The 7,436-nt window shown below is 34.7% G+C and carries 7 protein-coding genes and 2 pseudogenes; all 9 read left to right on the top strand.

Annotated features, from left to right (window positions below; translation table 11 throughout):
* Positions 1-366: pseudogene (locus ACIQ0D_RS10320) on the top strand (quinol:cytochrome C oxidoreductase); the annotation flags it as partial.
* Positions 367-405: 39 nt separating this feature from the next.
* Entirely contained in the window at positions 406-1,734 is a 1,329-nt protein-coding gene (locus tag ACIQ0D_RS10315) for a cytochrome c oxidase subunit II (RefSeq protein ID WP_395805311.1), read from the top strand.
* A gap of 2 nt (positions 1,735-1,736) precedes the next feature.
* Positions 1,737-3,644, top strand: a complete 1,908-nt coding sequence (locus ACIQ0D_RS10310; RefSeq protein ID WP_395805309.1) for a cbb3-type cytochrome c oxidase subunit I — start codon at positions 1,737-1,739, stop codon at positions 3,642-3,644.
* A gap of 268 nt (positions 3,645-3,912) precedes the next feature.
* Entirely contained in the window at positions 3,913-4,800 is an 888-nt protein-coding gene (gene cyoE, locus ACIQ0D_RS10305; RefSeq protein WP_395805307.1) for a heme o synthase, read from the top strand.
* A gap of 6 nt (positions 4,801-4,806) precedes the next feature.
* Positions 4,807-5,388, top strand: a complete 582-nt coding sequence (locus tag ACIQ0D_RS10300; RefSeq protein ID WP_395805305.1) for a heme-copper oxidase subunit III — start codon at positions 4,807-4,809, stop codon at positions 5,386-5,388.
* A gap of 23 nt (positions 5,389-5,411) precedes the next feature.
* Positions 5,412-6,101 (top strand): cytochrome c oxidase subunit 3, encoded by a 690-nt coding sequence (locus ACIQ0D_RS10295; RefSeq protein WP_395805303.1) that lies wholly within the window; start codon positions 5,412-5,414, stop codon positions 6,099-6,101.
* A gap of 21 nt (positions 6,102-6,122) precedes the next feature.
* Entirely contained in the window at positions 6,123-6,464 is a 342-nt protein-coding gene (locus ACIQ0D_RS10290) for a cytochrome C oxidase subunit IV family protein (protein WP_395805301.1), read from the top strand.
* A complete protein-coding gene (locus ACIQ0D_RS10285; protein ID WP_395805299.1) occupies positions 6,464-7,171 on the top strand; it encodes an SCO family protein in 708 nt (235 codons plus the stop codon). Before ACIQ0D_RS10290 ends, ACIQ0D_RS10285 begins: the two co-directional genes overlap by 1 nt.
* A gap of 21 nt (positions 7,172-7,192) precedes the next feature.
* Positions 7,193-7,436 (top strand): annotated as a pseudogene (locus ACIQ0D_RS10280) (DUF420 domain-containing protein); the annotation flags it as partial.

Below are 7,436 nucleotides of genomic sequence, written 5' to 3'. Positions count from 1 at the left end.
ATGCCAGAAGAAACTGTCTATTTTTACAAGCGTTGGGAGCCTGAATATCTTCCTTGGTTTTGGTTAAATATTATAATCAATTTCTTAGCTCCTTTGTTAATTTTAATGGCGAGAGATTCTAAGCGTCAAATGAATAGATTGATGTACGTGTGTATCATTTTATTAGCTGGCCACTGGTTAGATTATTATATGATGATTATGCCAGGTACTGTAGAATCGCATAGAGGTTTTGGAATAATTGAAATTGGTATCGCAATTGGTTTTGTAGGATTGTTTACTTTCCTTACTTTGAACCAATTGAGCAAGAGATCTCTGGTGTCTAAAAATCATCCTTTCTTAGAAGAGAGCATTAATCACCAGATTTAATAAATATTCTTAATAGCAAAAGAAAATACGACGAATAAAATGAGGTTAAGAGAAATTTTTAATATCAGAGCTGTAGCTGCATTGTTAATAGCAAGCACCTTAACTGTAATGGGTAATACCGTGTTTGCCCAGGTGCAGGATTCTACGGTTAGTTCAACAACAGCGGCCATTGATTCAGCAGCTAAAACAGCTGATTCTGAACTTTCGGCTTCATCTTTACCATTAATTAGTACTGCAGTAGATACAGTGGCACGCTATAAAAATATGCAGCCACTTGTTGAAACTAAGGACTACTCAGAGGCTTATCGTTCAGGCTCTTACTATCTACTTATGTTTTTACTTGTTTGCGTTTTTATTGCAATCATTGGCAAAATCTTGAAAGTATATGAGATAAGTCGTGAAATGCAAGGACATAAGTCTAAGTTAGATAACAAGGCAATTCATGGTGTGCTGTTAGGAATATTCTTAATCGTAAGTCTTTTTGGTGTTTACTGGTCTTATTCCGTGCAAGGTCCTATGAGTATTCATGAGTCTGCATCTGTCCATGGAATAGATATCGACTTCATGTTCAAAATCACCACGATTTTAACAACTATCGTGTTAGTTCTAACGCATATAGCACTATTCGGTTTCTCATTTAAGTATAGAGGATCTGAAAACAGAAAGGCATACTTCTTTCCTCATAATAATTCACTTGAAAGAATCTGGACTATAGTACCGGCAATTGTTCTTACAGTACTTGTTTTATTAGGGTTCTTTACTTGGAGAGGAATTACTAATGTTTCTCCTGAAGATCAAAAGTTGGCTATGAATATTGAAGTAGTTGGTGAACAATTTAAATGGTCACTAAGATATGCTGGTGCTGATAATGAAATTGGTAGACGTAACTATAAATTAACTACTCCTACTAATGGTTTAGGTATTGACTTTAAGGATCAAAAGAGTTGGGATGATAAGCTTACTAGTGAGATTGTAATTCCTGTTGGAAAGCCTGTTCGTTTTACTATTGGTTCTAAAGATGTTTTACACAGCTTTTACTTACCTGATTTCAGAGTTCAAATGAATGCTGTTCCTGGTATGCCGACTTATTTCCAATTTACTCCACGTTTGACTACTGCAGAAATGAGAGAAAAAAGGAATGATCCTAAATATGATTATGTTCTTCTTTGTGCTAAAATTTGTGGTGCTGGGCACTATAATATGCAAGCTAAAGTTACTGTGGTTACTGAGGCAGAATATGCTACTTGGATTGCTAAACAGTCACTTTATTACAATGATGACGTTAAAAAAGAACTTCAGCTGGTAAATGAAAAAGCAGCTGATGAAAACAATAAAATTGCTTTAAATACTAATACTATTATAAACTAATTATGGCAAGCACTGCAACACACGATTCCGCTGTTCTTCATCAACATGATAATCACGGACACGATCATGGGCATCATAAAGAAACATTTCTAACGAAATATATCTTTAGTCAAGATCATAAAATGATTGCTAAACAATTCCTTATTACTGGAGTAGTTATGGCTGTCATTGCAATGTTATTATCTATATTGTTCAGACTTCAATTAGCTTGGCCTGATAAGAGTTTTCCATTATTGGAGACTTTCCTTGGCGAAAAATGGGCTGAAGGTGGTCGTATAAAGCCTGATTTTTACCTTGCTATTGTTACCATCCATGGTACAATGATGGTATTTTTCGTGTTAACCGCTGGCTTAAGCGGTACATTCAGTAATCTACTAATACCATTGCAATTAGGAGCTCGTGATATGGCTTCTCCCTTCTTAAATATGTTATCATATTGGTTGTTTTTTACAGCTTGTGTGATTATGATGGGATCTTTCTTCGTAGAAAGTGGTCCAGCGAGTTCTGGTTGGACAGTTTATCCTCCATTGTCGGCTTTGCCTAAAGCTATTAGTGGCTCAGGTACAGGTATGACTTTGTGGTTAATTAGTATGGTTGCATTCGTCGCTTCTTCATTAATTGGAGCATTGAATTACATATCAACTATTTTAAATATGCGTACTAAAGGTATGGATATGTGGAAAATGCCATTAACAATTTGGGCATTCTTTTTAACCGCTATTGTTGGTGTATTATCATTCCCTGTTCTAGTTTCTGCAGTTGTACTTTTAATTTTTGATCGTAGTTTCGGAACTAGCTTCTATCTTTCTGATATTGTTGTAGCTGGTCAAGTACTTCCAAATCAAGGTGGTAGCCCTGTATTGTGGCAACACTTATTCTGGTTCCTTGGCCATCCAGAAGTTTACATCGTAATTATGCCTGCTTTAGGTATTACCTCTGAAGTTATTGCTACTAATTCAAGAAAGCCAATTTTTGGATATCACGCGATGGTTTATTCTTTAATTGGTATTACAGTCCTTTCATTTATTGTATGGGGGCACCACATGTTTGTTACCGGGATGAATCCATTCCTAGGTGGGGTATTTATGATTACAACTTTGATCATTGCTGTTCCATCTGCGGTAAAAACTTTTAATTATTTAGCTACTATCTGGAGAGGTAACCTTCGATTTACTCCTGCAATGCTTTTTGCTATCGGTTTAGTTTCATTCTTTATCTCGGGTGGATTAACTGGTATCTTCCTAGGTAATGCAGCATTAGATATCAACTTACACGATACTTATTTTGTTGTTGCTCACTTCCACCTTGTAATGGGTTCTGCAGCTATTTTTGGTATGCTTTGTGGTGTCTATCACTGGTATCCTAAAATGTTCGGAAGAATGATGGATGCTCGTTTAGGGTATTTACACTTTTGGGTAACTTTTATTTGTGCATATTTAGTATTCTTCCCTATGCACTTTATGGGTATCGATGGCGTTCCGCGTCGTTACTATGCTTTCACTGAATTTGCATTTATGCAGGAATGGTTAACTGTTAACGTATTCATTACTTGGGCAGCCATTATTTCAGCATTAGCTCAAGTGGCATTCTTATGGAACTTCTTCTATTCGATGTTCTATGGCAAGAAGGCTCCACAAAACCCTTGGGATTCTACTACCTTAGAATGGACAACACCTGTTGAGCATTTACATGGTAACTGGCCTGGAGAAATTCCTTCAGTTTATCGTTGGCCATATGATTATAGCAAGCCTGGTCATGATACAGACTTTATTCCTCAAACAACTCCTTTCTCTGAAACAATGAGCTCAAATCTTCCTCACGATTTTGAGGATAATCCTGAAGCTGAACGCATTCAAGAAGAGTGGGAAAAGCAAAATGCAAAGACCCCTAAGGCTACTGAGGAAGTTTAATTTAAAAACTAATAGTAAAGAGCAGGCAGTATTAACGTACTGCCTGCTTATTTAATAGCCTTTTGTTTTGCGATATCAAATATTATTCTCAAATGTTTGTCTTCTGCATATTTTAAGAATGTAAATTGAATATCATTTATTTTAAGGTTTAAATGATATATCCATGGAGATACTGATATAAAGATATTTCCTTTGTACTTTTGAACTCGCCTGAAAACAATTTTTATAATGTTATAGTCAGGTATAAATTTGTGAAATAGAAAACATAGTGAGGAAATTCATATCCGATTTCAATAAGCTTATTAAATTAAGGCTAACGCTAACAGTTGTATTTTCAGCTTCTATTTGTTTTCTAATGGGGAGCAAATTTCAAGGGGAAATAAATTGGTTTAACTGGCTAATCCTTACTATTGGTGGATTTTTAGTTACAGGTGCCGCTAATGGTTTTAACGAAATTATTGAGAAGGATCTTGATAAGTTAATGAAGCGCACGATGGATCGCCCTATTCCTTCTGGACATATGACTACGGGACAAGCTTTAGTTCTTAGTCTGTTTATGGGAATTGTTGGTACAATGCTTTTAGTGAAACTTAATTTCCCAACTAGTTTATTGGCAGTATTCTCTATATTTCTGTATGCTTTCGTTTATACACCAATGAAGAGAAAATCGCCAATTGCTGTTTTTATAGGAGCTTTTCCAGGAGCTTTTCCACCGCTTATTGGGTATTTTGCTGCATTTGAACAACCTCAAATTTCTTGGATTCCTGTAATTCTTTTCTTAATCCAGTTTGTTTGGCAATTCCCACATTTTTGGGCTATCGCTTGGGTATTGGATGAAGATTATAAACGTGCTGGTTTTAGATTGCTTCCTACTACAAAACAAGATAAAACAAGTGCCATCATAACTTTGATAACTACCATAATTTTAATTCCTGTAAGTTTGATGCCCACACTATATTTTATGCCTAGTGGAGCAGCTTTTGCAGGCAATATTTATTTATTCATTGCTATTATAGCAGGCCTTTATTTTACTTGGAAAGCTATTTTATTATACAAGAATATGGATGTTACATCTGCTAAAAAATTGATGTACACATCTTTTATTTATTTACCCTTATTACAACTAACTTTATTGTTTGACTTTATAGCAAAATAAAAAATCATGGAAATCAATAGTGTACAAGTTGAGGATAGACAGAATTTTAAAGCAAGAAAGTTTTTAATGTGGCTGTTTATAATTTCTTCTTTTATGATGTTTGCTGCTTTAACTAGTGGTTTCATCGTCTATACCGAAGGAAACGTTGAACGTGGCATCAAGGTTTTACTTCCTAAGCAATTTATGTATAGCACGCTTCTCATATTAATAAGTAGCTTTACAATGCATATGGCCTATTTGTCTGCAAAGAAATTACAATTTGCTAATCAAAAATTATACATAGGACTAACTATTTTACTCGCACTAGCATTTTTCTTTAGCCAATACTCTGCTTGGCAATCACTATATGACTCTGGAGCCTATTTTGTTAATTATAATGCCTCTCAGTCTTTTATTTACGTTTTTTCTGGTGCCCACTTACTTCATATTGTTGCCGGAATATTTATGCTGATTTATGCATTTATAGGCAAAATCCGCAATATTCCTCAAGTACGTAATATATTTCGTATGGAAGTAACATCCATTTTTTGGCATTTTATAGATATCTTATGGATTTATCTATATGTTTTCTTACTTTTGAATCAATAATAAATCAATATACCATAGTTTAAATGAGTACTACTGTATCAAAACTAGATGAACTAAAAACTGACGCCTGGAGTGGCGGCAAGTCGCCTTTTTCTGTAGAATATGGAAAACTAATGATGTGGTTTTTCCTTTTGTCAGACGCCTTTACATTTTCAGCATTTCTAATTTATTATGGAGCGCAACGCTTCAGTAAAATTAGCTGGCCCGATCCTGATGTGGTTTTCCAATCAATTCCGGGTGTAGCTGATCATGGATATCCGCTTGTTTTTGTCGGAATTATGACTTTTATCCTTATTATGAGCTCTGTAACAATGGTTCTTGCCGTTGAAGCAGGTCACCGTAATTCAAAGAAGGAAGTTGTTTGGTGGATGATTGCAACCATTATCGGTGGTTTCATGTTCTTAGGTTGCCAAGCATTAGAATGGTCTCACTTACACCATGAAGGATATTGGTGGGGCGCATTTCCTGCATCTTATACAGGTGTTGACACTGTTGGTGCTCTTCAGTTTTCGAATCTCTTCTTTACGATAACTGGATTCCACGGATTCCACGTATTTACTGGTGTTCTAATAAATGTCATCATCTTATTCATGGTATTGGCCAATGTTTTTCAAAAGAGTGGCAGCTACCTAATGGTTGAAAAAGTTGGTCTTTACTGGCACTTTGTAGACCTTGTTTGGGTATTCGTATTTACATTTTTCTATTTAGTTTAAAATCCTGATAATCGATATATAATGTCAGCAGAACACACAAATCACGAGCATGCTTCAGAGCATGAGGGAATGAGCAAGAAAAAGATCTGGCAAGTTTTCTTTTACCTATTAGGTATAACTGCTATTGAGTTTTTTATAGCTCTTTATATGATACCTCAGGGATTAATGGGACACGGAATGGGTAATTTTATCTATATCGTATTAACACTCGTTAAAGCATTTTATATTGTTGCATATTTTATGCACCTGAAATTTGAGAAATTTGCTTTAAAGACTGGGATTACTGTTTCTTTGATTTTTATTATTTACTTCATTGTATTAATGTTAATTGAAGGATCTTACCAATTTGTTCAAATGAATTAATGAGTTTGCCCTCATTTCCCCTTAAAAAGATTCTGGTACTGTTAATTCTGTTAGCAGTACCAGGAACTGTTTACTATCTCCTAAAAGAGAAAGGTGTCAATCGATACCGCCCCTTACCAATCTATGGTGAAAAGCAGGTTGCCAAAACCTTCACTTTAAAACGTCGGAAACAAGTACCTGATACTATTTACCATGTTATTCGTGATTTTAATTTCTTAAATCAAAATTCCGATACAGTAAAATTCCCATCTGATAGTAACCAAATTACTGTTGTTAATTTTTTCTATACTAAGTGTCCAGTTTTTTGTAGGAATATGAACAATGAATTGGCAAGAGTCGCTAAAGTTTATAAAAATAATAGACTTATGCGTTTCATTTCTATTAGTGTAGATCCCGATAATGATACACCATCAGTGCTAGCTGAATACAGTAAGCCCTTTGTATCAGAAAATAAAAAATGGGATTTTGTAAGTGGAGATAAAGACCTCATCTTTTCCATTGCCAAAAATGATTTTCTTGTAGATGTAATTCAAGACACTATTAATAGGAAAGAAATTATCCATACACCAATGTTAATTCTTCTAGATCCACAAAAGAGAATTAGAGGTTACTACGATTCAAGTCGCGGACCAGAACAGGTGAACCTGCTTATTGATGAAATTAAACTTTTGATTACTGAAGAATTAAGATCTATTAAAACCCGTTAAATTTTACTTATTGTTGAATCTATGAACGATAAATTTATCTCAAAGCTAATTGTAGGAATCTCAGTTTTTGTGCTGATTGTAGTAATTATTCTTCAAAGTAATGTGCTCAATATTTTCCCAGATAAAACAGCTATTCCTGAATGGGTATTTTTCCTCCCTAAATTCAACGCAATAGTTAACGGAACGTGTAGTGTATTACTGCTGATTTCACTCTACTTTATAAAAAAACAAGATATTGATAGTCATAAGAAGACCAATATTCTGA

Source organism: Daejeonella sp. (assembly GCF_044342615.1).
Lineage (GTDB): Bacteria > Bacteroidota > Bacteroidia > Sphingobacteriales > Sphingobacteriaceae > Daejeonella.
Note: the sequence above shows the minus strand (reverse complement) of the source record. Positions and strands in the feature narration are given on the sequence as shown.

Bases quoted from the DNA above. Each gene is read 5' to 3' on its own strand.
- ACIQ0D_RS10310 (WP_395805309.1), top strand. From the start codon at position 1,737: ATGGCAAGCACTGCAACACACGATTCCGCTGTTCTTCATCAACATGAT.
- ACIQ0D_RS10290 (WP_395805301.1), top strand. From the start codon at position 6,123: ATGTCAGCAGAACACACAAATCACGAGCATGCTTCAGAGCATGAGGGA.
- ACIQ0D_RS10295 (WP_395805303.1), top strand. From the start codon at position 5,412: ATGAGTACTACTGTATCAAAACTAGATGAACTAAAAACTGACGCCTGG.
- ACIQ0D_RS10300 (WP_395805305.1), top strand. From the start codon at position 4,807: ATGGAAATCAATAGTGTACAAGTTGAGGATAGACAGAATTTTAAAGCA.
- ACIQ0D_RS10285 (WP_395805299.1), top strand. From the start codon at position 6,464: ATGAGTTTGCCCTCATTTCCCCTTAAAAAGATTCTGGTACTGTTAATT.
- ACIQ0D_RS10315 (WP_395805311.1), top strand. From the start codon at position 406: ATGAGGTTAAGAGAAATTTTTAATATCAGAGCTGTAGCTGCATTGTTA.